This is a genomic window from Cellulosilyticum ruminicola JCM 14822, from assembly GCF_001311925.1.
GTDB classification, from domain to species: Bacteria; Bacillota; Clostridia; order Lachnospirales; family Cellulosilyticaceae; genus Cellulosilyticum; species Cellulosilyticum ruminicola.
Genome location: NZ_BBCG01000056.1, coordinates 1 through 23,832 on the forward strand (window position 1 = coordinate 1; position 23,832 = coordinate 23,832).

A 23,832-nucleotide genomic window follows, 5' to 3' on the forward strand; every position below is an offset into this window, starting at 1 on the left:
ATTATACAGTTTTTTATAGGACTCTGTTCCTATAAATGGTGAACTTATAAATCGTGGATTATCTTTTATCTTTAGTTTTCCTATATAGCCACTTGATGTACTTGTACACCAATTAGAACCCATTTCACATGAACATTTGCAACAAATATGTGGACATAAAATGCGTATTGTACCATTATCCCGCCATAAACGTATGGATGATTCATAGCACATACTAGCTGTCCTTCAAGGTTTATACCTTGTGGCGATGTTTTTGTGTTTCTCCAATTGATAGGAATAATACCTTGACCATTATATTTTTGAGGGCCTGATAAAATTCAGATTTATCATAGCCTGCATCCATTTAGTAGTATGAAGGTTTAAATATTTCTTCATAATCTTCCTTTAATTTTTGTACAAGTGGCTCTGCCATATCCATATCTGCTACATTAGCTGGAGTAATCATGTACGATAATGTAATACCACTAGCAGTATCAACTAATGCATGCATTTTCCAACCAAACCATTTAATAAAGTTACCATTAGTATCAAGTTTACCTCCCCTGTTAGGAAAAGTTACATTTTCAGAATAGCCTTTAGGAACTCGTCTTGAAAAGATTCAGGGTATATTTCAAGAAAAAATGTAAAATCAATAAAAGTCAATATAGCCTCAAGTTTAGTAAGAGGTTTCAATTCGTAAAATTCGTCTAAAATAATTAAAGATTGTTGTCAATACATATTTAACAGTTTACTCCTTTCGATGTGGATTATTTGCTTAAAATGTATATCGAATCGGGGTAGACTGTTTTATATGCAATATAAACATTGTAAAATCAAGGGATAAAAATTATGAAATTATCTCAATTAATTTTTCTAAATAATTTTAATAGAAGAATTAATGTATTTTGCATTGAAATAAGCAATAAAATTTACTATTATATAATAGACGTATTAAGGTTTGTTGGTGTCTAAATACCTTATACATAAAAATTTTATGGTGGTGAATATTTATGAGAAAGAGATTTTTAGCAGTTGCCTTATGCAGTATGTTATCTATGGGAGCATTCGTTGGTTGCGGTAGTGCTCAAACAGCTACAACACAAAAATTTGAACCAATTGAAACAGAGTTTAAGGTTGGTATGGTTACAGACTCTGGTACAATTGATGACCGTTCTTTCAATCAAGGTTCTTGGGAAGGAATTCAAGGAACAGTATCTGATTCAAAAAAAACAAAGTACATAAAACCTGCTGGCACATCTGAAAGTGATTACTTAAAAGAAATTATAAATCTCTATGATGGTGGTTTCAAATTCATCGTAGCTCCTGGCTTCAAATTTGAAACAGCTATCTTCAAAGCACAAAAGGACTATTCTGATGCAAAATTTGTACTCTTAGACGGTACCCCAAATGATGGTCAAGGAAATTATATTGTTGGACCAAACACAGTAGCAATCTCATTTGCTGAACAAGAATCTGGATTTTTAGCTGGTGTAGCTGCTGCAGTAGAATTAAAAGAATCTAACTTCGGCTTCATTGGTGGTATGGAAATTCCTGCTGTTCAAAGATTTAACTGGGGATTCCAACAAGGTATAGCTTATGCAAATGAAAATTTAAATACAAACATTACTCTAGATGAATCAAACATTCTTTATCAAGGATCATTTGATGATAAAGCTGGTGGACAACAAGTTGCAGCTCAAATGTATGATAAAGGTGTAAATGTAATCTTCACTGCTGCTGGTGGTACTGGTGTTGGTGCAATCACTGAAGCAAAACAACGTGCAACAAATGGTGATACAAATGCTTGGGTTATCGGTGTTGACGTTGACCAATACAACGATGGTATTTATGATACTGAAAATAACAAATCTGTTATTCTTACATCTGCTATGAAATATATCGATCAAGCAACTCATGATATGATTGTTGCTGAACAAAACGGTAATTTCCCAGGTGGTCAATCTTTAATACTTGATGTTACAAATGATGGTGTAGGTATTCCAGCAGAAAATCCTAACTTAACAGAAGACACACTCAAAACAGTAAATGATATTTATAGCAAAATTAAATCTGGTGAAATCACTATCGCCGATAACAATGATGATGGTGCTTTCGTTAAATAATTAGGTAGTACGTTATTTTATTAAACTTGTTTGTATATTTATAATATGATATAATAGCTTTTAAGCGCTTGTTTAAGAGCTACTTGTTTGAATAAAAAAGGCGGATAATCCGTCTTTTTTAATATATACCTTATAAATAACTCATAATGTTATATAATATAGTAAAGGAGACCAACTATGAAAAGTCAAGTAAAAAATTAGCTAAGATTTTTATGTTTAATTTTACCTAAAAATGGGTAACTTTAATAAAGCTATTAAAAGCCCTTAAAAGTAATACTATTGTAAAAATATTATTCTAGATTAAATGATATATTATCGGTCAGCATTTTATAAATAATACGGACTAGTTTGCCAGCACAATGACCTAAGGCATTATAATGACTACGTCCTTCACTCATTTTTTGTCATAGTAGTACTTAAATTTTTTATTATTTTTGACAGCATTATGTGCTACATTAACCAGTGCGAAACGTAAAGGTTTTGAACTATGTTAGACATTCTTGTGTTATTGGTACTAAAGTTTTCTGACTGATATGCTGCATGGTCTAACCCAGCAAATGCTAATAGCTTACTAGAAGAAGAAAAGCACGTAATATCGCCAATTTTACCTAAAATCATGCCACCATTTATAGCATTAATGCTAGGAATGGTCATGATAACGGAATCTACAGGATTTAGAATATGAGCCATTTCAGATTCCACTTTATCAATTTTGCTATCCAGTAATTCAATTTGTTCAATAGATTGAGTTATTTGAATAGATATAGAACTGTCATTAGAGCCGACAGACTTTTGTGCTAGAACTCTTAAATTTACCGCTGTATCCTTTTTAAAATGGCCATGTGAGGCGAGTTGAAGCAGATGAGTTAAATGAGTCAAATGCATAGAAGCAACAGTTTTTGCAGATGGAGACTCTTTCAGAAGAGCGTAACAGGTATCCATATGAATGCCTGATTTGAAGAAGTATTGTAGTTCTGGAAAAGACTGATCTACATAAGACATCAGCTGTATTTTAAGACGCGTACGTTGTTTGATGAGTTTTTGTCTAAAACGTCCTAGGTTCTTTAGATGAAGTAAATCGATAGCATAAGAAGTAAAGAACCTATGAGAATACATTAATAGAGTTTTAGCAATGATGAGGGTATCAACCTTATCAGTTTTCGTTTTGCGAATGTTATTTTTACGCATAGTAGATGTTTGAATAGGGTTGATGACACAAACCTTATTGTTATTTGAAACAAGAAATTCAACAAGGTTGTTGTCATAATGAGCCTTTGATTCAAGACCTATGATGAGGCTGTCTTTCTCAAAGGAATTGAGTTTGGAAATCAGCTTTTGGAAGCCATCATAGTCATTTGTAAATTTAAACGGTTGAAGTATTATTTCAACATCAGAAGATAGATCTGAGGCGAAATGATTGAATTTGGCAATATCAATGTCAACATAAATCATAGGAATATCTCCCTTCATAAGTGTTGATACTGTGACACTACACAGACATTTATCATCATAGACTTGATTGAGATAAGTACTTATAGGCAATAAAATAGCCTAGGCACATCCAGCTATAAATGATTCAGATAAAGTTGTGGCAATACACTCCTTTAAGTAGTCGAACCACAGAAAAACAATCTAAAGTCTACAGCATCTGAATGTATTATAATCACAAATCAAAAGAAAGGAAAAGTATGTGTATTTGCTTCTAAATACATCATACAAGGCGAAAATATGGATTATGTAGTAGAAATGTTAAATATTAGAAAAGAGTTCCCAGGAATCGTGGCGAATGATAATATTACACTTCAACTTAAACGCGGCGAAGTACATGCCCTCCTTGGAGAAAATGGTGCTGGTAAATCGACTCTTATGGGAATGCTGTTCGGTATGTATCAACCAACTAGTGGTATAATCAAGATTAATGGCTCAGAAGTGAAAATCACAAACCCTAATGTTGCAAACGACTTAGGCATTGGGATGGTACACCAACACTTTAAGCTTGTGCACAATTTTACAACTACTGAAAATATTATTTTAGGGCTTGAACCTAAAAAAGGCTTAACAGTTGACATTAAGTCAGCTGCCAAACGTGTAGAGGAACTTTCTAAACGTTATGGTTTAAATGTAGATCCATATGCAAAAATCGAAGATATTTCTGTAGGTATGCAACAACGTGTGGAGATTTTAAAAATGCTCTATCGTAATGCTGATATTCTTATTTTTGATGAACCTACAGCTGTACTTACTCCTCAAGAAATCACAGATTTACTTGAAATTATGAGAAACCTTATTAAACAAGGTAAATCAATTATTTTAATTACACACAAACTTAAAGAAATTAAGGCAATCGCTAACCGTTGTTCTGTTATCCGTCGTGGTAAATACATCGGTACAGTAGATGTTAAAGACACTACTGAAGCAGATATGGCACAAATGATGGTAGGTCGTCCTGTTACTTTCAAAGTAGCAAAGAAACCTAGCGTGCCTAAAGAAACTATTTTAAAAATAGAAAACTTATCTGTTTTAAATAACAAAAAAACACTTGGACTTAAAAACTTCTCTCTTGAAGTAAAAGCTGGTGAAATCGTCGGTATTGCTGGTGTAGAAGGCAATGGACAAACAGAACTCATTGAAGCCATTACTGGTCTTCGTAAACTTGAATCAGGTAAGATTTCAGTTGGTAGTACAGATATTACTAACTACTCTATCCGCAAACGTACATTAGAAGGAATTGGACATATTCCTGAGGACCGTCACAAACATGGTCTCGTACTTGACTATACAATAGAAGACAATATGGTTTTACAAGTTTATAAACAACAACCATTTTCTAAATTTGGCTTCCTTAACCGTAAAGCAATTCACGATTACTCAGAAAAAATTATTAAAGCTTTTGACGTACGTTCTGGTGAAGGTGGTGCTTCTTTAGCACGTTCACTTTCAGGTGGTAACCAACAAAAAGGAGTTATCGGACGTGAAATGGAACGTGAACCACAATTACTTATAGCAGTTCAACCAACACGTGGTCTTGACGTAGGATCTATTGAATATATTCATAAAAGACTTATCGAACATCGTGATGCTGGACATGCTGTACTTCTCGTTTCACTTGAACTTGATGAAGTTATGAACGTATCTGACCGTATTGCTGTTGTTAACAACGGTGATCTTATCGGCATTGTTAATGCTGCTGATACAAATGAAAATGAAATTGGCCTTATGATGGCAGGTGTGAAAGGAGATTCTAACCATGAATAAAAAAGGGCTTATATCTATTATAGCTGTCTTTTTAGGACTTATTGCCGGTGCTCTTTTAATGCTTGTAACAGGCCATAATCCGATTGAAGGTTTCATCTACCTTATTCAAGGTGGTACTCTTTCTCTTGAGCGTATCGGAAATACAATTGCAACTGCTACTCCACTTATTTTAACTGGTCTTTCTGTTGCTTTTGGTTTTAGAACTGGTCTTTTCAACATTGGGACACCTGGACAAATGTTAGCTGGTGGTCTTTGTGCGACTATCTTTTGTCTTACAGTAGAACTTCCTCGTCCAGCTATGCTTACTTGTATTATTTTAATCGCCTTCATTGGTGGTGCCCTTTGGGCTTTCATTCCAGGACTTTTAAAAGCTGTTTTTAATGTACATGAAGTAGTTTCATGTATCATGATGAACTGGGTAGCTTACTGGATTGTTTATTATGTTATTAAAGATAACTTCCCAAATGGTACAGTTTCAACTGAATCTCGTGCGATTGTAGATAGCAGCACACTACGTGCACCTTGGCTTTCAAGTCTTTTCGGTAATTCATATATTAACTTAGGTATTTTTGTCGCAATTATTGCTGTAATCATTATTGCAATTATCTTAGATAAAACAAGTTTTGGGTATGAACTTAAAGCTGTAGGTTTCAATACACATGCTGCGCAATACGCTGGTATTTCAGTTAATAAAAATGTTATCCTCTCTCTTATGATTGCAGGGGGACTCGCTGGTCTTGCTGGTCTCACACAATATGCAGGTAACGCAACAAACATGCAAATTGGTATCATGCCATCTCAAGGTTTCGATGGAATTGCAGTTTCATTATTAGGTAACAATACACCTATTGGTGCACTTCTTTCAGCTTTATTCTTCGGTCTTCTTTATGCTGGTCGTGGATTCATGAGCGTTATGACAGATGTTCCACCTGAAATTGCAGATACAATTATTGCAACAATCATCTACTTCGCAGCAACAAGTATTATCGTAGAGCGTTTCTTAAATAAACTAGCTGCTAAGAAAAAAGCCAAACTAGCTGCTCAAGTTGAAAAAGTAGAACCTATCACTCCAGTAGCACCAATTATCGATACTAATGTAAAAAATACAGAAGCTAAAAATGAGGATACAGTAGGTTTATTCCCACCTCAAGACGCTTCAGAAGAAGAGAAAGGAGGCGAATAATCATGTGGGCTATTATTGAGCAAATTTTTCCTTATGCAATCGCCTATACAATTCCACTTTTAATCGTTGCCCTTGGTGGCCTTTTCTGTGAACGTAGTGGTATTGTTAATATCGGGCTTGAAGGTCTTATGATTATGGGTTCTTTCGCAAGTGGTATTACAATTTACTTCTTACAAGCAAGCTTCCCAGGTCAAACATGGACTATTTTTGTCGGGTTACTTGTAGCCCTTATCGTGGGTGCATTATTCTCACTCCTTCACGCATTTGCAAGTATTAACTTACAAGCAGACCAGACAATCAGTGGTACAGCAATTAACCTTATTGCTGTTGCCCTTACTGTTTTCTTAGCTAGAAATATTACAGGTAGTGGTAATATCGTACTTAGAACAACATTAGCGAAAAAGAATATTACAATTTTAAAAGATATCCCTGTTATTGGGGCATTATTCTTCACTAACACTTACTCAACAACATGGATTGTACTTGCAATTCTCATTGTATTTACCTTCCTTCTTTATAAGACTTCTTTCGGTCTTCGTCTTCGTGCTTGTGGTGAACATCCACATGCAGCTGACGCAGCAGGTGTTAATGTAGGACGTATGCGCTATATCGGTGTGCTTTTATCAGGAGCCTTTGCTGGACTTGGTGGTGGTATCTTCCTCGTTACTTTCTCTGGAGAATTTAACGGAAGTGTATCAGGATTCGGGTTCTTAGCATTAGCTGCTCTTATCTTCGGGCAATGGAAACCATTAGGTATCCTTGGTTCAACATTATTCTTCGGTTTTGCAAGTACAATTTCAAACGTATCACAAGTTATTCCAGAACTTGCTACAATTCCACCTGTATACTTAAAAATCTTCCCTTATATCGTAACACTCATCGCACTTGTAATTTTCTCAAAATCTTCACAAGCACCAAAAGCTGCAGGGGAAACATTTGACCCAGGTAAACGTTAATCTAATATAGATTAATAAAAAAAGAAGTAACGCAATCTTGCACAATGTCATTAAGTTAACATTATTGTGTTAGAAACATACTCTTTATAAAAAAGAAGTTGAAGATTCATTTCTTCAACTTCTTTTTTATTTTTAGGCACTACAAACAGAAAGATTTGCATCTGTCTTAAAATTTCTATTCAATTATAAAAATTTATGCCACCCTATAATCGAAAACGTAATTCATAGAATTTAGTAGTTTCAGATTTCTTGTTTTTAAGTAGTAAATAATCAAACAGTTGATTTAACTCGAATAAGAAAGACGCATACTTTCTCTCGAATGTGAGCCATACTGTTATACTGTTGAAAGATTCATAATCTCTATCAGCAATAACGAGAGCTTTAGGAATTGTAAAACAATCGACCATTTTTTGTAAAGCATTATGTTCATTTTTGTATTATTACATCATGATAAATAAACGCTTCGGGCTTTATCTTTTTTCTCTGCTGAACAAATGCAAAAGACGTTGACTTCTCTGCAGATGATCTAATAATTCATTTGTAAGGTTTCCACTCCCCATTCCAACAATTGTAGCTAAAACCTTATTCATGGGCAATTTTCTTGTGCATAAAAAAATCACAATTTGGATTAGTACAATAATCATGCGGATTATTACTTATCTTTTGGATTTCATTTAATAAAAGCTTTTAATTTGGTTTCATATATATCCCCTTGTAACTAAGTTTCCTTTAATTACAAGGGCCGCTCGCACTACCTTTATATTCAGTCAGTAATGCGAGCGACTACACATTTTTTTAGACTTGTCAATCTTTTTTGTCATCTTAACTTAATGACATTGAATCTTATAATGACTTCTTTTTTATCTTTTCTTAACTAATTTTGAACGTGTATTAGATTGTTTCATTCCGCCTTGTTGTTTACCCTTAACTAATGCTATTTTACCATTAATTGATTTTGCATGTGATTCTTTACCTCTTGCTTTACCTTGGTTATTTCCTCTGCTTTGTCTAGTTTTCCCATTATTGGATCTGCTATTTGATGATTTGCCACCTTTAGCGTCTTTTCTAAAGCTATCTTTTCCGCCGCCATTACCACGTCTATAACGGTCTTCCTTTGGACGAATTAAGCATTTTGGACCATAACCAATGAGATCTTCTCTACCAGCTAACATAAGGGCATCATATACGATATCATATTTAGCTGGATTACGATATTGAAGTAAAGCACGTTGCATTGCTTTTTCTTGTTTTGTTTTTGGTACATATACTGGTTCCATTGTCCTTGGATCTAATCCTGTATAGAACATAGCTGTTGAAAGTGTACCTGGTGTTGGGTAAAAATCTTGTACTTGTTCTGGTTGATAATGAATATCTCTTAAATATTCAGCAAGTTGAATCGCATCTTTTAATGTACTACCTGGGTGGCTTGACATTAAGTATGGAATAATATATTGCTTTTTACCAAGATTTTCATTGATTTTATAGAATTTATCACAAAACTCATCAAATACTTTACCTGATGGTTTACCCATGTATTTAAGGACATTAGGTGAAATATGCTCTGGGGCAATTTTTAATTGTCCACTTACATGATGCTCAATAAGTTCTTTGAAGAATTCATCATTGTGTTTATCTGCCATAACATAGTCATAACGAATACCTGAGCGAATGAAGGCTTTTTTAACACCTGGTACACTTCTTACTTTACGAAGTAATTGTAAGTATTCACTATGGTCTACATGCATTGCTTTACATGGATTTGGTGTTAAACATTCTTTGTGTTTACATGCCCCATGTTCAAATTGTTTCTTACATGCTGGTCCTCTAAAGTTGGCTGTTGGACCACCTACGTCATGAATATAACCTTTGAAGCCTTTCATATGTGTAATCTCTACGGCTTCATCTACAAGAGAATCTTGACTTCTAGCTGTTACAACTCTTCCTTGGTGCATTGTAATCGCACAGAAGTTACAGTGTCCGAAACATCCTCTAGAACTTACTAAACTAAATTGAACTTCTTCAATGGCTGGAATCCCACCATCTTTTTCATAAATAGGGTGATATGTTCTCATATATGGCAGGCCATATACTTCATCAAGTTCTGCTGTGTCTAATGGAATCTCTGGTTTATTTTGTACCACATATTTACCATTATGCTCTTGAACAAGTGTTTCACCTCTTGCGTGGTCTTGTTCATTTTCTTGAATCGCATACGCCTCAGCATATTTTACTTTATCTTCACTTACTTCTTTAAAAGAAGGAAGTAATCTATATTCATAAACTTCTTCTAAACTGTCTGCTATATAACATGTCCCATCTAAATAACGAATATATTTTGCATTTAAACCATCATTTAAAGCATCGGCTACATTCACAATTTGTTTTTCACCCATACCATAAATTAAAAGATCCGCACCACTATCAATTAAAATAGATTTACGTACTTGATTTGACCAGTAATCATAATGTGCAAAACGACGTAAACTTGCTTCAATCCCACCAATAACGATATTTACATCTTTATAAGCTTCACGGATTTTATTACAATATACGATTGTTGCACGGTCTGGACGAAGTCCCATTTTACCGCCTGGAGAATACATATCTCTTTCTCTTTGACGTTTACTTACTGTATAGTGATTAACCATTGGGTCCATGTTCCCACCATTCACAAGAAAGGCAAGTCTAGGACGCCCTAGTTTCATAAAGTCTTCAGTTGTTTTCCAGTTAGGTTGTGCAATAATCCCTACTTTATATCCTGCATATTCAAGTACTCTTGAGATAATAGCTGTTCCAAAGCTGTGATGATCTACATAAGCATCAGCTGTTACAAGAACAAAGTCACATTGCTCCCAACCTCTTTTTTCCATGTCCTCACGGGAAATAGGTAAGAAATCTTTTTCTATCATTAAGTCACCTGCTTGTCATCTTTAATTTTACGTTACTTTATCGATTATAACACTTTCTGTATAGTTTTTGATAGTATCTATTTAGTTTTTACAATAATTACTTTATTCTTACTATTTTCTGATATCACTATTCAATATGTCGACGCTTTTTACGAAAAAGTGAAATATGTAAAAAGGGCATGAACGTTGATTCATTCATGCCCCTTTACATATTAAGGTCATTTTACTATTTTTTTCGTAATTACCAATCTATTTTAAAATATCCATCCCCAATTGTGCGAAGCTTTGAAGCACTAAGAAAACTTTAATATCCATTTTTACATCACTTGCTAAAAGTGCTTTTGCATCTTCTTTTGTAAGTAACATTGGCTCAATATCTTCATCAGCTTCTAGTCCATCTTTTGAAAGACTACCTTTACAACTGCAATATACAAGTGCACCTGACTCTTCTGTCATGCCAGCTGAGAAATATGCCTTTGGATTACTTTTATTCTCATAAATTTGTACAAGGTCAAGTCCTGTTTCTTCTTTAAGTTCTCTAGTCACTGCTGCATATGGCTCCTCATCACCATCTACGAGGCCAGCTGGAAGTTCATAGACATAATCATTAAGTGGTACTCTAAATTGTTTAATGACTACTAACTTTTCTTCTTCATGTAAGGCAAGTATTACAACGGCATCTACTTTTTCTTCTTTTTCCCCGTTATACTGTGCACTTAATGTAGCCTCATCTTTACGTGATGCGATAATCCATTTTTTATCTTCGTTGAATTTGTTTTTATACTTTGCTTCGTAAAGACTTAAAAACTTTGTTGCTTTTAATAATTCCAAACTTTGAATTCTACCTTTTTTCATTGACTTTCCCTTCTATTCTTACAATTATTCTATTGTTGCAATTACATCGTCATATGTTTCAACTTTTAATTCTTCCTTCCATTTTTCAAGTTGATCTGTAATAAGTTTATTTTGTTTTTCTTTGAGACAAGCTGCCGATGCTTCTTCTTTTACATCTTCAAATGGTTTGACTACATCTTCTTTTTGAATACCCTCTGCTTTAATGAGATGCCACCCAAATTGTGTTTTAACTGGTTCAGAAACTTTTCCTTCACCTAACTTCTTAGCAGCTGCCATGAAATCTTGATCATAATTTTGTGTATTGTATGGGATAAATCCTAAAGAACCGCCATTATCTTTTGTGCCATCTGTACCATATTTACCTGCAAGGTCCGCAAAACTTGTACCACCATCATATTCTGTCTTAACTTTCTTAGCTTCTTCTTCTGTTTTAACTAAAATATGTGAAATAGTCGCACCTGCTTGATTTGAATAATCCGCAACATGATCTTTGTAATATTGTTTTACTTCATCATCTGTTACTTTAGCGTCCTTCCCTAAATATGTATTCATATTTTGTGCTGTAAGTGCTGTTTTTATTTCTTTCTTTAAATCCTCTTCTGTCATTTGACTTGCTTCTAATTCTTTTTTGAATTCTTCTTCACTTCCATAATTTGCTTTTTGCTGCTCAAAAGCTTTATTAATATCTTCTTCTTTAGGAAGTTGACCTAATTCTTCAGCTTTTAACTCTGCTATTTTCATATTAATAATATTACCAACTAAATATTCTTTAAGTTGTTTCATATATTCTTTACCATTATCTGTAGTTAAAAAATCTTCTCCATAACTCATCAGAAGATATGCTTTTTGATAATTTAATTGAACATCTAATTCACTTCTTAATATTTCTGTATCACCAATTTTAGCAATAGCTACATCCTCTTTTTGTGCATTATCATCACTTTTAGTTTCATCTTTTGTCTGATCCTTTGTTTGTTCAGCTGTACTATTTGTAGCTGCTGTTTCAGCTGCTTGCTTACCACAGCCAATCATATTTGTACCTACTATACAAATTAATCCAAATACTGCAATTTTCTTTATTAAACTCATTGTTTCAGCCCCTCTTTAGTTAAGTGTATAATATATCTAATTAGTCATATTTTAACACAATTTTTAGTTAATATCCACATATCAGCCTACACTTCGTGCATTATTTTAGTACGTTTGATGCTTAAAATTTATTTAAGTATAGGCATAAAAATAGGAGCATAGCATCTTAACCATACTCCTATTTTTCTTGACTATGCTTCTATTGGATGTAAATTTTTAAGTGAAAAATCTAAGATTGGTGCGGAATGTGTTAATGCCCCACATGATACATAATCTACACCAATTTCACCAATTGCTTTTAAACGTTCTTTATTAACATTACCTGAACATTCTGTTTCAGCTCTGCCATCTATAATTTTAACAGCTTGTGCCATTGTTTCTAAGCTCATATTATCAAGCATAATAATATCTGCCCCTGCATCAATTGCTTCTAAAACTTGTTCTAAGCTCTCTGTTTCTACTTCAATTTTACGTACAAATGGTGCATAATCTTTGCAAAGTTTTACAGCTTCTTTAATACTGCCTGCTGCACCAATGTGATTATCTTTAATTAAAATACCATCAGTTAAGTTGTAGCGATGATTTGTGCCACCTCCAACCTTTACAGCGTATTTTTCAAAAAGACGCATACCAGGAGTTGTTTTACGTGTATCTAAAAGCTTTGTTTTGCTGCCTTTAAGCTCTTTGACTAAATCATTTGTAAAGCTAGCAATTCCGCTCATACGTTGTAAGTAATTAAGTGCTGTACGTTCTCCAATTAAAAGAACGCGTATATCCCCTTGTAATACTGCGATGATGTCTCCTTTTTGAACTTCATCCCCGTCTTGATATGTACTTGTTACTGTGATGTCTCCTAAAAGTTCAAATGTACGTTTAAATACACCAAGCCCTGCTAGAATACCTGATTCTTTACAAATAAGCTGTGCTTCACCTAATTTAGGCTGACGCATAATCGCCATTGTTGTAACATCTTCACTTGTAACATCCTCTTTGATTGCAGCTAAAATATGCTCATCCACATTTGTATTTTTCATGACACCATCTAACATAAAAGTCTTCATCCTCTCTTTTGATTGTCTCTAGAAGTAAATGTTTATACTTTTCTTCAACTAATTCTACATCTAAACATTCATTATATTCTATATTTTCTTCACTTACAACTTGCATTATCTTACTTTGACGTATAATTTCTTCAGCAGCTCTTTTAGCAAATACAAGACCTTCAAGTAAAGAATTACTCGCAAGGCGGTTTGCACCATGTACGCCTGTGCAACTTGTTTCACCTACTGCAAATAAATTATTTAATGAAGTACGTCCATTTAAATCTACTTTAATACCTCCCATAAAATAATGTTGAGCAGGTGTAACTGGTACTAAATCTCTGGCAAGATCATATCCTTCTTCTTCACATGCTTTGCTAATGTTAGGGAATCTTGCTTTAATATAGTCAGCATCTAAATGTTTAAGACTTAAATAAACATGGTCTGTACCTTCTTTTTGCATCTCATTACTAATAATGCCTGAAACCACATCTCTTGGTAAAAGTTCATCTACAAATCTTTCACCCTTACTATTCACAAGATAAGCCCCTTCCCCTCTTACTGCTTCAGAGATTAAGAAACGTCTGCCATCTTTTTGACTATATAAAGTTGTAGGATGGATTTGAATATAATGAATATCTTTCACTGTAATATCATTTTTAATGGCAATTGCTACGCCATCTCCTGTAATATGTCTAAAGTTCGTACTATGGATAAAGAGTCCACCGATTCCACCTGTGGCTAAAACAACATATGGTGCTTTTATTGTTTTTTGTGCATCTTCACAATTTACAACAACACCTTTTACCTTTTTGCTATCTTTTATAATATCTAAAAGTGTACAATATGGTACTAATTCTACATTTGTTTTTTCTTTAACAGCAGCTAATAACTTACTTGTTATTTCTCTGCCTGTAATATCTTTATGATGTAAAATACGATTGGTACTATGTGCAGCTTCTTTTGTGTAAACTAGTTTGCCATCTACCTTGTCAAAATCCACATGATAATGAATGAGTTCATTAATTACTTCTCTAGAAGATTGAATCATTGTTGCTACTGCTATCTTATCATTTTCAAAACGGCCTGCACGCATTGTATCTGCTACATAACTTTTAAAGTCATCTTGGTCTTTCAAAACGCAAATACCACCTTGTGCTAAATAAGAATTACTTTGATCTAAAGCATCCTTTGTAATCATTAAAATATTACATGTTTCAGGTAAATGTAGGGCACAAAAAAGACCTGCAACACCTGTTCCTACTATTATGACATCATATTGCTTCTTCATATTAATTTGCCAGTGCATGCATATTCTCCAATGCACTTTTCGCCCTTTCTATTAGATTTCCTTCAAGATGAATAGGATTTCTTTCTGTTGCTAATGCTTCATATACATCTTCTATACTGATACGTTTCATGTTAGGGCAGAATTGTCTATGTCCTACTGAATAAAACTTCTTATTAGGATTTGCAAGCTTAAGTTGATGTAAAATCCCCATTTCAGTACAAATGATAAATTCTTTTTTATCACTCTCAGTTGCATATTTTAAAATTCCTGAAGTACTGCCTACATAGTCAGCCATATCTACGATTTCTGTTTTGCATTCTGGATGCACTAAAATTTCTGCTTCAGGTCTTACGCGCTTAGCTTCTAGCACAGCTTCTTGTGTAATGCTTGTATGTACATGACAAAAACCATCATTAAAGATAAAGTTTTTATCTGGTAATTTCTTTGAAATATAACGTCCTAAATGTTCATCAGGTACAAAGAATATATTTTTTTGTGGTAACTTACTTACAATAGTATATGCATTAGCTGATGTTACCACTACATCAGCTAATGCTTTAATTTCTGTTGTAGAATTAATATAACAAACGACTGCCACATCCTCATATTGGCTTCTTACTTCACGAATACGTGCTACTTCTGCCATATGTGCCATTGGGCAATCTGCTAATTCTTCTGCCATAATTACTGTTTTTTCAGGGTTTAAAATCTTTGCGCTTTCTCCCATGAAGCGTACCCCACAAAATATAATAAGCTCTTCAGGTCTCATCATACAGACCTTACTTAAATAATATGAGTCTCCTATATAGTCTGCTAAGTCCTGTATATCATCATCTACATAATAATGTGCCACAATAAGTGCATTTTTTTCCTGCTTTAACTTTTTAATTTTTTCTATGAGTTGCTCTTTTTCCATAGCGTTTGTCTCACCTTTCTAGTTTCCTCTTTTAAACTAATATAGCACTTTTGTTTTAATTAATCAATACATGTGTCTTTACACATGCTATCAATTTCTAAATTCATAAAAAAACAAGCTATCACATAATTTTAATCATCATGTGATGGCTTGTTTTTAATAACTAAACTGCTACTTCTCTTTGACTATTTAATTTTTCTTCTACAAGTTTAATTAACTTTGCCCTATCTTCTAGGCGATTCACTACATCAAATTGATCCATATCAATAATTAATATATCACTTGCATGATAATATTTCATTACCCATTCGTCATAGCCTGACCATAACTTATGATAATAAGCTTTTAAATGCTCATCTAATTCATAGCTTCTGCCTCTTTTCATAATACGGCTAAGCACTGTTTCAAATGAGCCTTTTAAGTAAATCATTAAATCTGGTGCTTTTTTAGGAAGCTCATCAAGTTCTTCCATCATATTATTTAAAAGGCCATTATATACATCAAATTCTAAATCTGAGATACGCCCTAACTCATTATTAACTTTTGCAAAATACCAATCTTCATAAATACTACGATCAAGTACATTATTGTTATTTCTAAAAGCACGTTTAATGCATTTAAAACGTGCATCTAAAAAATGAAGTTGTAATAAAAATGGATAACGATATTTTTCAATCTCTTCATCTGTTGCTGTATAAAATAATGGAAGTATTGGGTTATCATCCACACTCTCATAAAATACTTCTGAATCAAAATGTTCACCTAAAATTTCTGCTACGCTTGTTTTTCCTAAGCCGATCATACCGCCAATAACTAGCAACATCTTCACCTTTCCTTCCATTAAGCATCATTTATGTCTTCTTATTTTGTCAACTTATTCAATCATAAGTGTTTATGGAACGCTTGTCAACATCATAAAATAAAAAGAGAATGCTAAAGCATTCTCTTTTTATTAGATGTATTTATAAATGTTTAATATTTTAAAATTTATATAGCACATTAACATTGCCTGCATCAAGAATTGTTTCACGCATAAAACCTTGTGCTTCATAAGTGCAATCATAGTAACTCATACTTGAACCTGAATGTATTTCTACTAAAATATGTGGCATTTCATTTTGATCATAGTCTATATAAACTGTATAATTTAAACCACCATTTTGAATATAAGTACATCCAACTAAAGGATAAATTATATCTCCCTTACGTGCAACAAGAGCCCATTCTTGACCATCATCTAAAACAAATCCACCATTTTCGTCAACTTCAGCTGCTGCATAAAGCTCAATATCTACATTGCCATCAGCTGTTTCTAATGTATATGCACTTCCTAAATTTAATCCCTCTAAGAAATCTACTTCTGAAACTGCTTCAATAGGTACTTTATTTGAAATAACTTGCTCCTCACCAGCTTGCGTTTTTGTTTCTTCTGGCACATTCTCTTCTGCTGGCTTTTCTCCTGATGCCTCATTTATTTTGTTTCCTTCTGTCACCTGATTTGTAGTATTTGTACCATTTGTGTTACACCCTGATATAAGCATAGCCATTGATACGCTTAATACTAACATACTCATCCATTTTTTCATGACGTACTCCTCCTAAAACCATAGTTGTCAATTCTATGTGAATTATAATCTATGATTTGATATTACCATCATTTAGTAAAACTTGCAAATAAGTTCATATAAATCTTTGATGTTTTGAATACCTGCTACTTCAGAAAGCGGTACTTTCACTTCATAGGTGTTTGTTAAATACATTCCTAAACTAAAAATACCTAAAGAATCTATTCCTAAATCATCATATAAATGTGTTGTTTCATTAAGTTCTTCTGGTTCCACCCCTATATAATTACTTACCTCTACTTTAAATGACTCTAAATTTAACGTATTCATTCCTGTACTCCCCCTAACAGTTCTTCTAATTTATTTTTACCTATTTCTCGTAACGCAATATAATCTACTTTTCCGACACCTTTATTCTTAGGAATTTCTTCTATAAACTCTACTTGGTCTGGCAACATATAATAAGGTAGTATTTCTTTACAATGTTTCTTAATCTCTCTTAAACTCACTTTTTCGCCTTGGTCACGTACTATAAATGCCCAAATCATTTCACCATATAAAGGATGTGGTATACCTACCACTCCACACCCAGCTATACCTTTAATTTTATTAATACAATTTTCTACCATAATTGGTGAAACTGACTTCCCGCCACGTTTAATAAAGTTCTTGCGTCTACCAAATAAAGTTATACCTCTTTCATCTTCTCGTCTTGCAATATCTCCTGTCTTAAACCATCCATCTTGGAAATAAATTTCACTTTCTTCTACATTATTAGCATAACCTTGTACTACATTATTTCCCTTTATGTAAATCTCACCCACTTCACCAATTCCTACAACTTGTCCTTCATCATTTCTGACTTCTATGACATTATTGGCTTCTTTAGGTAAATATAAATAATGTAATTTATCCAGATTTTCTCTTACATCAATAGCATTAACCATATACACATTACAGGTTTCTACAAGTCCATAACCGTTACTAAAGTATTTAAGTGCCTTCATATTTTCCCTTAAACGTTTAATAAGTCCTACAGAACAAAAATCCATGCCCATACTAACTGTCTCTAATAACTGTAAGTCATGTTTTGGTATTTGACCACTTTGAAGTAAGAGTTCAAAATAAGCTGGTGGTGCTGTGATTTTAGTTGCTTTAAGCTTATCGGCAAGATCTAAAAAATGTGCTGGTGACAAATCTTCTGAATACATTAATGTTTCGCCTGCAAACATTAAACCAATCATTACAAGTACCACAGAAGTTGAAATTGGAAAGGCTACTAAATTTCTAGCATCTTTACTATTTTTACCTTCTGTCACTTCACTCAGTGCTCTTACAGCATTGATTTCTTCTCCAATATTTCCTTGTAACATATACACCATTTTTGCTACACCCGTTGTCCCTGATGAAGAACCAACCATTAATGTTAAGTCTATTTCATTTTCATCTACAATGTAGTCATCTACATTAATCTTCTTATATAACGGTAAGCTAAAACTATAAGTACCTATATCATTTTCATCGATAGTTGCAATTGTATAATTTGCTTCTACCCTTTTCATACATTCTACTATTCCCTCAAGTTCTTTCCCTGTGGTGATCACAAATTGTACACCACGTTCTTTAAAAAGTGTTGCCTTAGTATAGTTAGGTAATATTGATGTTAAAGGCACTGCGCATGCACCTATTTGAGAAATTGCTATAAATAGTGGAATAATATCAATATTATTTACCATTGTATAACCTACACGCATTCCTTTCTTTACGCCTAAATCTACAAGGTTTCTAATTAAATGTCTCACATGTTTTTTTAATCCACCAACTGTTAGTTCAGCTTCATTAAATCGAATTGCAACGTGGGTGTCGTCATTTCGCTTACAGTATAAATTATATTGTGCATTAAAACTTATCATATAGTTCTCCCCTTAATAGTTAATATATTTAAATTGTATTTTACCAATATCATGTGGTATTTCTTTAACAACTTCCACTTTATCTGGTACTTTATATGCGCTTATTTTTCCCTTACTAAACTTTAAGATTTCCCCTCTGCTAATTTGCTCATTTGCTATGGTTTGTATATAAGCCACAATGGCTTCTCCCAATAGTTCATCAATCTGTTTAACAACTGCAACAGCTTCAATACCTGGATGTGTAAGCAAAAACTTTTCCACTTCTTCTGCATAAACTAGATTGGCCCCTCGCTTAATAATCCGCTTATATCGTCCTACGAAACGAATATACTGCTGATTTTCTCTTATCACCATATCTCCTGTCTTGAAATATCTTTTTCCATTAATTATGCAAAAGCTATTTTTATTTTCTATCTCATTTTTATAGTAACCTTTAATTACACCTGCTGTATAAACTACTAGCTCACCTATTTCTCCTATAGATACTTCCTCATTATTTAAATCTACTACTTTTGCTGTTGTAAATGGTAATTCTCTAAAATGATTACAATCTACTGCCCAGTCTTTTTTAGAATCCCATATGACCATTGTAGCTGTTTCAGAAGAACCAATAATATTGATTACTCTAATTCCTAGCTCTTTTGAAATATACTCTACAATCTCTTGTGTGAGTATTTCTCCCGCAAAATAACATAATCTCACACTAGAGAAGTCCCTTCTTTTTATATCCGGCCTAGAAATAAGGATTTTAGCTAGTGTCGTCGTAAGCTGAATGATAGTTACCTTTTTACTTTCTATGATATCTAAAAAGTTAGCTGGATTAAACTCCGACTCATAAATAACCATTCCACCTTTTAATACAGTCTGCAGACCCATACCAAAACCACCTTGATGGTAAAGCGGCATTCCTAATAGCATTATATCTTCACATGTAATCTCTAAATAATCGGACATATCTATAAGTGCTCTATAAAATCCTTTATAGGGAACTTCTAGTATTTTAGGATTGCCAGTACTTCCTGATGTACATGCTAATGATAATATATCTGCCTCATCAGGCTCATAATCTGTAGTTTTTCCCTCTATAGCTAACGATATAAATTCTTCTAAAGATAGAAATTCTTCAGGTATTTCATAATTAGTCTGCCATACAATTACTGTCTTTAAGCTATTTTTCATATGTTTAATAGATTGCATATGTGACATAATCTTATTACTTCGATATTTAGGTGCAATAATACATAATTTCATCTCTGTATATTCTATTAAATGCTCCAATTCCCATATTCCACTTTGTGGATCAATAGGTATAGGATACGCACCTATTTTTACTGCTGCCCAAAAGAAGCTATACCATACTGTTGAATTCGGTACCATAATACCAATCTTGTCACCTTTCCCTATTCCCAAATAACACATTTTCAGACTAATCTGTGTTACTTGTTCAAAAAACTCCTCATACGTTAGTGTCTCTTTTTCAACTTGTATTAAGACTTTCTGTTTATCCTTTATACCTTCAAATCTTCGTAAAAAATTTTCTTCCATCTTCATATTCTATTCTCCAATCTCTTTCTATCTTAGAGAACTTATTTAAATTGTTCTACTGCCCAATCTGCTATAGCATGTTTTAACCAATGCATCTGTTCTCCTACTGGCATTGTATGTAATCTCGTTTCACCATTACTAAACACTGGTTCTTCTTCTACTCTAATCATTTCTTTATGGCCTTTTGCTTTATCATACAATTTTGTAACTGCCTCTTGAGGCATCCAATTTTCATACATACTCTCAACTAATAAATAAGAGCATGCTACAGCCCCTTCTTCTAATGCTTTCATTTCATTCATTAATGCAGCATATTCTAAGTCTCTTTGATAATTCGTCCATTTACTATTAATCATCCATCTTGGAATTTTAGTATCATCAACTTGTGTCATAAAAAGTGGAAATAAATTAATACAACACTTTATCTCTGTATTATGTGCTGATGCAAAATACGCATAGCCCCCACCCATGCATAGTCCACAACAACCTATACGCGCTGCATCAATATATGCTATATTTTTAAGCCACTCAAATACAGTCTTAAAACTTTGTTCTAGATTATCAAATCCCGTTTTTATAGATTCTTTGAACAAACTATTTCCTGTACCTGGCCCATCCCAAGCAAGTGCAACTATTCCCCTAGCTGCAAATTCTCTTGCAAGCGTATTTAATTCTTCCTTGCAGCTACCTTCTCCAGGAAATAATATCATACAAGGGTACTTCTCCTTTACTACCTTTGGTAAGTGTAAATATCCTACCAGCTTCTTATCTTCTTTAAATGGAATAGCTACTTTCTCTACTTTACCTGAAAGATACTTCGTATACTTTTCATAGTCTCTTTCAAACCTTTCATAAATGGCTTTTTTAAAATCAATTTCATTGCTATTAATCAAAAACTGTGCATAATCAAACTGCACTACATATTTTCTAAAAGTTTTTGCACTACGTAAATTTCCTTTCTCCTCTGCCTCTTCTGCCCTTTTACGAAACTTCTGTGCACGAGTTTCCCACAGCTCTACCCATTTTTGTTCAAGCGTTAGTACATTTAATAGTGGAACCTCTTCTAATGTTTTAAAAAACGTGTTCTAATTCTATGGGATTCATCCCGTAAATAAAAAGTCTTGCAATAACTGGCTGCATCATATCTTTTAATGACCATGCCACTTTATTTCCCCCTTTCCCATTTTTAGATTATTTATATATTTTATCATATTCAAAATTATAAGTCATCTTATAATAAAAAAGAGTATTCACTTTAACGTAAATACTCTTTTAGTTGCAATAAATCATAACATCTTATAGGATATTGTAATTTATTGTGCTTTATAAGCATAAGTGGAATTACTAATCTACGACAGGCTTCTACATAAATTAATAAATTTTTATCCTCACTTGCTATGACTTGCTGTATTTGGTTTTCTATGAGTTTATTTTCAAAAGTCTCAAGTCTTATATCATCCTTTGATGTCCATAAGACTTCATCTTCTATATGTTTGAACATCCTTCTAAGCTTACGATTGTCTACTACAAGAATCGGACGTCCACACACTTTAAGATAACTTTTAAGTTCGCTCTGATCTACTATCACTTGTACTTTTTCATATTGTTTATGGATTTCGTCTATCAGTAAAGGTTCTTCATAACGAATATATTTTACCTGATACTTTCCACATACCTCAATCAGCAGTTTTGAAAAGCCACCACCCATCTCATAACTATGGTCAATCACAAGATGTATTTCATTTTTATTGATAAACACTTCCATCTCCGCTTGATTTAAAGGTTTAGAAAGTGCTTTAGATGTATAGCTTAGCGGCATATCACGTTTATAATCTGTGATAGTCGTTAATTTATAAGACTTCTTTAAAACATTAAGGTAGCTGCAAATTTGATAGCTTCTTGGGCCACCACCAATAATCCAAATCATATTTTTCTTCTTTCTACTTTATTTTATAACATAATTTTTATTAAGCAAAGATAGTCATAATACATCCCATAAGGACTCCAAGAAGCGCACCTAACCAAATAATTGCCTTAAGTTCTTTATTCATGATATCTAAAATCATACGTTCAAGCTCTAATGAATCATATTCTGCAATACGGTCTTCTACAACTTTTGCAATATTAATTGTACCAAGTACATCACCTAATTTTTTACGTACAATGTAATCATATGATTTTAAAACAATGCTTTTAATAAGTTCACTATAAAGTGCACCTTTATTCATTACATCACCAACTGTACTTTGAAAAAGGGCCTCTGATTTATTTTCTACACCTTTTCTAATCATAGCTTCACTTTCAGTAGCAATCATTTCATCAATAACTGGTACAATTTTTGCACCAAGGCTCTCAAGCATACTTGCATTAATAAACATAGATAAAGCCCCTAATGAAAATTTACCTTCTTTAAAAGCTTCAATACCTTTATCTACTACAATTTGCCCAATGCCCATTTTAGTCACTTCATCGTAAATAGCTGCCGTGATTTTTTCTTCTGCTTCTACTTTAAAGTAAGTTGTACGTTCTTTTGTCACAAGACGATTTAATAGATTCTCAAACGTCTCTTCATTATACGCGTTATTTTTAATAAATTGATCTACCTTATTTTCTATACCCTTACAAATTTCTTCTTTTAAAAGTACTTTTGCAAGTACTTCTTCATTTAAAAGTTCTTCACTAATCACTTTCCCTACACTTTTTGCAATACGTATTTTCTCTTTAGGAATAATACCTGGTGTGAATGGTAATTGCTTTCCAAATACATAAACTGGTCTTAATGGTCTAAATAACATTTTAATAGCAATTCCATTTGTAATGTAACCAATAACACCACCTAATATAGGTGTAAATAACATATTCCAACTCATCTTACTTCTCCACTTCTTATATTTATTTTTATATATTTTACATTATTTTTCTTATTTTGACCAGTAAGTAACTGTAGATTTACGGATTATATGCCCTCAAAAAACGCAGTTTTTTGCAAAAGTCAATTACCTATCAAATATAAAAGGGGTAAGCCATTGTGTAAATTATATTTCACATTACCTTACCTCTATAATTATTCTAAATATTACCATAAAATAAAAAAATGGAGAAGCCATTCCCTCACCAAGGTATCTCCTCCAAATCTAAACATCCTAGAAAGGACTAGGACACTACGGACAAAAGTATTACAACTACAATGTATTTCTTATAATGCTACTCATA

20 protein-coding genes and 1 pseudogene are annotated in these 23,832 nt (G+C 33.2%); 4 read left to right on the forward strand and 17 right to left on the reverse strand.

The window, feature by feature from the left end; translation table 11 throughout:
• Both JCM14822_RS21265 and JCM14822_RS19530 read right to left on the reverse strand, forming a co-directional pair.
• Positions 1–213 (reverse strand): annotated as a pseudogene (locus tag JCM14822_RS21265) (hypothetical protein); the annotation flags it as partial.
• Positions 214–343: 130 nt separating this feature from the next.
• Positions 344–598 (reverse strand): transposase, encoded by a 255-nt coding sequence (locus JCM14822_RS19530; RefSeq protein ID WP_306307353.1) that lies wholly within the window; start codon positions 596–598, stop codon positions 344–346.
• A gap of 391 nt (positions 599–989) precedes the next feature.
• Here JCM14822_RS19530 and JCM14822_RS14695 point away from each other — a divergent pair, with 391 nt between their 5' ends.
• Positions 990–2,102 (forward strand): BMP family lipoprotein, encoded by a 1,113-nt coding sequence (locus tag JCM14822_RS14695; protein WP_054743109.1) that lies wholly within the window; start codon positions 990–992, stop codon positions 2,100–2,102.
• Positions 2,103–2,552: 450 nt separating this feature from the next.
• Here the strand turns inward: JCM14822_RS14695 and JCM14822_RS14700 are convergent, their stop codons facing one another.
• Complete coding sequence (locus JCM14822_RS14700) at positions 2,553–3,554, reverse strand: IS110 family transposase (RefSeq protein WP_054743110.1); 1,002 nt, start codon at positions 3,552–3,554, stop codon at positions 2,553–2,555.
• 276 nt (positions 3,555–3,830) lie between these two features.
• Here JCM14822_RS14700 and JCM14822_RS14705 point away from each other — a divergent pair, with 276 nt between their 5' ends.
• Genes JCM14822_RS14705 through JCM14822_RS14715 form a run of 3 tightly spaced genes read left to right on the forward strand, consistent with a single transcriptional unit; the run spans position 3,831 to position 7,496 of the window.
• Entirely contained in the window at positions 3,831–5,357 is a 1,527-nt protein-coding gene (locus JCM14822_RS14705; protein WP_054743111.1) for an ABC transporter ATP-binding protein, read from the forward strand.
• A complete protein-coding gene (locus tag JCM14822_RS14710; RefSeq protein ID WP_054743112.1) occupies positions 5,350–6,540 on the forward strand; it encodes an ABC transporter permease in 1,191 nt (396 codons plus the stop codon). The genes JCM14822_RS14705 and JCM14822_RS14710 overlap by 8 nt, the downstream gene beginning before the upstream one ends.
• A 2-nt stretch (positions 6,541–6,542) precedes the next feature.
• Positions 6,543–7,496 carry an ABC transporter permease gene (locus tag JCM14822_RS14715; RefSeq protein WP_054743113.1) on the forward strand — a complete coding sequence of 318 codons (954 nt, stop codon included), beginning with the start codon at positions 6,543–6,545 and terminating at the stop codon, positions 7,494–7,496.
• Positions 7,497–8,356: 860 nt separating this feature from the next.
• Here JCM14822_RS14715 and JCM14822_RS14720 read toward each other — a convergent pair.
• The 14 genes from JCM14822_RS14720 to JCM14822_RS14785 all read right to left on the reverse strand — a co-directional run bounded on the left by JCM14822_RS14720 (position 8,357) and on the right by JCM14822_RS14785 (position 23,489).
• Complete coding sequence (locus tag JCM14822_RS14720; protein WP_157047802.1) at positions 8,357–10,402, reverse strand: YgiQ family radical SAM protein; 2,046 nt, start codon at positions 10,400–10,402, stop codon at positions 8,357–8,359.
• Positions 10,403–10,654: 252 nt separating this feature from the next.
• A complete protein-coding gene (locus JCM14822_RS14725; protein ID WP_054743115.1) occupies positions 10,655–11,260 on the reverse strand; it encodes an NUDIX hydrolase in 606 nt (201 codons plus the stop codon).
• A 24-nt stretch (positions 11,261–11,284) separates the two neighbouring features.
• Positions 11,285–12,349: a peptidyl-prolyl cis-trans isomerase gene (locus JCM14822_RS14730; RefSeq protein WP_054743116.1), complete on the reverse strand. Its 1,065-nt coding sequence runs from the start codon at positions 12,347–12,349 to the stop codon at positions 11,285–11,287.
• Positions 12,350–12,540: 191 nt separating this feature from the next.
• A complete protein-coding gene (gene nadC / locus JCM14822_RS14735; RefSeq protein WP_083461489.1) occupies positions 12,541–13,398 on the reverse strand; it encodes a carboxylating nicotinate-nucleotide diphosphorylase in 858 nt (285 codons plus the stop codon).
• Positions 13,361–14,680, reverse strand: coding sequence for an L-aspartate oxidase (locus JCM14822_RS14740; RefSeq protein ID WP_054743126.1), 1,320 nt, complete (start codon positions 14,678–14,680; stop codon positions 13,361–13,363). Before JCM14822_RS14740 ends, nadC begins: the two co-directional genes overlap by 38 nt.
• 1 nt (position 14,681) lies before the next feature.
• The gene (gene nadA / locus JCM14822_RS14745; RefSeq protein WP_054743117.1) at positions 14,682–15,596 is read right to left on the reverse strand and encodes a quinolinate synthase NadA; all 915 of its coding nucleotides are present in this window, start codon (positions 15,594–15,596) and stop codon (positions 14,682–14,684) included.
• 163 nt (positions 15,597–15,759) lie between these two features.
• A complete protein-coding gene (locus JCM14822_RS14750; protein ID WP_054743127.1) occupies positions 15,760–16,419 on the reverse strand; it encodes a deoxynucleoside kinase in 660 nt (219 codons plus the stop codon).
• 157 nt (positions 16,420–16,576) lie between these two features.
• Positions 16,577–17,182 carry a hypothetical protein gene (locus JCM14822_RS14755; RefSeq protein WP_054743118.1) on the reverse strand — a complete coding sequence of 202 codons (606 nt, stop codon included), beginning with the start codon at positions 17,180–17,182 and terminating at the stop codon, positions 16,577–16,579.
• A 72-nt stretch (positions 17,183–17,254) separates the two neighbouring features.
• The gene (locus JCM14822_RS14760; protein ID WP_054743119.1) at positions 17,255–17,491 is read right to left on the reverse strand and encodes an acyl carrier protein; all 237 of its coding nucleotides are present in this window, start codon (positions 17,489–17,491) and stop codon (positions 17,255–17,257) included.
• Complete coding sequence (locus JCM14822_RS14765) at positions 17,488–19,074, reverse strand: class I adenylate-forming enzyme family protein (protein ID WP_054743120.1); 1,587 nt, start codon at positions 19,072–19,074, stop codon at positions 17,488–17,490. The genes JCM14822_RS14760 and JCM14822_RS14765 overlap by 4 nt, the downstream gene beginning before the upstream one ends.
• A 12-nt stretch (positions 19,075–19,086) precedes the next feature.
• Positions 19,087–20,625, reverse strand: a complete 1,539-nt coding sequence (locus JCM14822_RS14770) for a class I adenylate-forming enzyme family protein (protein ID WP_054743121.1) — start codon at positions 20,623–20,625, stop codon at positions 19,087–19,089.
• Between the two features lie 35 nt (positions 20,626–20,660).
• Entirely contained in the window at positions 20,661–21,632 is a 972-nt protein-coding gene (locus JCM14822_RS14775) for an alpha/beta hydrolase (RefSeq protein ID WP_083461490.1), read from the reverse strand.
• 242 nt (positions 21,633–21,874) lie between these two features.
• Positions 21,875–22,546 carry a precorrin-6A/cobalt-precorrin-6A reductase gene (locus JCM14822_RS14780; protein WP_054743123.1) on the reverse strand — a complete coding sequence of 224 codons (672 nt, stop codon included), beginning with the start codon at positions 22,544–22,546 and terminating at the stop codon, positions 21,875–21,877.
• Positions 22,547–22,586: 40 nt separating this feature from the next.
• Entirely contained in the window at positions 22,587–23,489 is a 903-nt protein-coding gene (locus JCM14822_RS14785; RefSeq protein WP_054743124.1) for a DUF445 domain-containing protein, read from the reverse strand.
• Positions 23,490–23,832 lie beyond the last annotated feature (343 nt).